Here is a 2079-nt window from a genome sequence, read left to right as displayed (position 1 = left end):
CAGTCCTGAGAAAATCGCCGCAGAATCGTGCAAGTAGATGTGGAGAATGGCTTTCGCGCTGTGACCTCTTTGGAGCAGCAACACCACAAGCGCGATCACGATTGGGTAGATCAGCGCTGCTACAGTTGCCTGGACGGTCCAAAGCGAAGAGAAATAGGTGACAACATCGGTTGCCTCGAAAGTCGGGTTAATGCGGGGAAGCGCTCCACATGGGACGAAAAACCATCCGCATGGGATGGCATATACAGCGATGGATAGGGCGGCAAAGCTACTAAGGACTGTAAGCGACCAAAGGAGCGGTCGTCTTGCCAGGGCCATGAGCCGGCTTTGCATTGGCCCGTATCGCTGTTCGCGGCGAACCGGATTTCGAGCGCGCCACTCTGCTTGCTCCTTCTTAACAAGGTGACTTTGGGTTTTAAGTAATCTTCCAAGCATCTTGGTTCGCATTAGGAAATTGACCTAACCACTGCTTGTCTGCACCTTGCGGGTTGAGGACATCCATTGCAACCCAACGCCCAATAAATCAATTTGAATAGAATACATATTCGGTCTAATCCTTTATTTTCCAATTAAATATAACAGCAAGTATTTTTTTTCACCTACACCACCCTCGGAAATTCGCGCACCCGCAGATCGGCGGGCCATTCGGCGGGGTTTTCGCCCTTGCGATCCTTGGCTTTGTTCTCCCGCGCCCAGACGCTGCCCAGTTGTTTTACAAAGGGGGCGATCCCGGCAAAGCGGCACTGGTCGATCCCGTCACGGATCCATTGCAAATCGCCGGGCCGGGCCTTGGGGCCGGACTCGAAACCGAAGATAATCCAGTCGAGGAGGTGCCAATCCATCTGTTTCGCGCCTGCACGGGCAAGGGCAGCCAATGCCTGACGGTCTTCCTTTCTAGGTTGGTATCCCTTTGCCCAGTGAGGACGGCATTCCGGCACGAGCCAGGGCATCCAATCCACCGGCCCGAGGCCCGGCTCGTAGGAGACGCCATGGACGGCGGCGGGCACCTTGAGGAGCTGGGGGATGAACAGGTCGGCGCTGGGCTGGTCATGCACGGAAACGAGCGGCCAGACGTGGGGCCAACCCGCGCCCCAATCGGGGGGGAGACATGCGGCGATGCGCTCCGGGCGTTTGGTGGGGATGATCCAGATCAGGTTGACGGTGTTGCGGATCACCTCCCACGCGTCCGGACGCCAGGGATCGGCATCCACGATGAAGAAATCCGACCAGGAACAGGCGAAGACCTTCTCCTTTACTCCGCGCTCCCCGGCCCGGCGATCCCAGTCGAATGCTTTTGACCAGGTGGCCTCCCCGGTCTTGCGCACATCGTAGGGATCGCGGCCATAACGCGGCATGTCCCGGTACATGTAGCAGTTCTTGCAGGCAGCGTTCTTTTTGTGGCAACCCATCCAGAAGTTGAGGGTGTGATCGCACCAGGGGATGGAAGTGTTTTCGGTCATTCTCGTTCCCAGGAGATAGTTGATCCGTGTCAGATTCGGGGGTATCCTATTGGAAGGAAATGGGTTTCTTCTCTCACCAACTGATCAGGGACGATCTATGGATATATTGAAAAAAGGCACGGCCATGGCCGCTGCCGTGGCAGTAGGCGGTGTCAGTTGCGCTCTTCCTGCGGCAAAGGTGGTCGATGCCTTCACCGGAATCCATGAAAACCCTGGAATTTACACCGAAGCTCCGGAGCGTTTGCCGTATCACCGTTTCCTTTACGGCCTCGAAGACTTGACCGAAATGTCTGCAACCGGGCATTCCGCGATACTCCTGTGCCTTCCCGTTCCGGACCATGACTTGTTCTACCTGCAAGACGCCATTCGAGATCAACGGGAGTCCGCCTGGGTGGGGATCATGCCCACGCAATTCGACGATTCGGTGTAGAGCCATCATCCCACCTCATCCGTTTTCCAGCCGGGGAATGGCACCTCGATACATGTTTCCCACCAACGGTAGCGCCAGCCCCGGAAGCCTTTGATTTTCGCCAGCCAATGGAAGGGCCGGATCGTCACGGCCACGGCACCGGCCTCCCGGCAGATCGCCCAAAGAATAGAGAGGACGAGAATTGGCTAG

2 protein-coding genes are annotated in these 2079 nt (G+C 56.8%); one reads left to right on the top strand and one right to left on the bottom strand.

The window, feature by feature from the left end:
- Positions 1 to 599: 599 nt before the first annotated feature.
- On the bottom strand, positions 600 to 1460 hold the full coding sequence (locus FVQ81_18455) for a DUF5131 family protein (protein ID MBW7998513.1): 861 nt from the start codon (positions 1458 to 1460) through the stop codon (positions 600 to 602).
- Between the two features lie 97 nt (positions 1461 to 1557).
- Between FVQ81_18455 and FVQ81_18450 the strand changes: the two genes are divergently transcribed.
- Positions 1558 to 1890: a hypothetical protein gene (locus tag FVQ81_18450; protein ID MBW7998512.1), complete on the top strand. Its 333-nt coding sequence runs from the start codon at positions 1558 to 1560 to the stop codon at positions 1888 to 1890.
- Positions 1891 to 2079 lie beyond the last annotated feature (189 nt).

It is taken from the genome of Candidatus Glassbacteria bacterium, assembly GCA_019456185.1.
Classification (GTDB): domain Bacteria; phylum Gemmatimonadota; class Glassbacteria; order GWA2-58-10; family GWA2-58-10; genus JAJRTS01.
Note: the sequence above shows the minus strand (reverse complement) of the source record. Positions and strands in the feature narration are given on the sequence as shown.